Genomic DNA, 332 nt, shown 5'->3' with positions numbered 1-332 from the left:
GCGAAAACACCAGTAGCCATAAACCCGACGCCGGCAAGCATGACACCCGCAGTTACCACGCGCAGCAGCAATTGGCCGGCACCACGCAGTCCAGTCACTATTAAGGACAGCTGATGGCCGATAAACAGCGCTACAGTAACACCCACCGTGGCGAAAGCTGCCGCTACGGCGGCGCCAGCAGCAATCACCGGCGGCGCTAAAATCGGCAGAAGCAAGATTGTGGCAACCGCCGTGGCCACAAACGACAAAGCAACAATAGCCCCCAACGCCAACAACACCGGAGCGACTGCCTTCTTCAAAAGCGGAAACGCCGCCACATTCGACGCCACCCA

Annotated in this window: 1 pseudogene; it reads right to left on the bottom strand. The window is 59.0% G+C overall.

Features of this window, described 5'->3' with window-relative positions:
* Positions 1-332, bottom strand: a pseudogene (locus QP990_RS12195) (hypothetical protein); the annotation flags it as partial.

Source organism: Corynebacterium sp. MSK071 (genome assembly GCF_030232125.1).
GTDB lineage: Bacteria > Actinomycetota > Actinomycetes > Mycobacteriales > Mycobacteriaceae > Corynebacterium > Corynebacterium kefirresidentii.
Note: the sequence above shows the minus strand (reverse complement) of the source record. Positions and strands in the feature narration are given on the sequence as shown.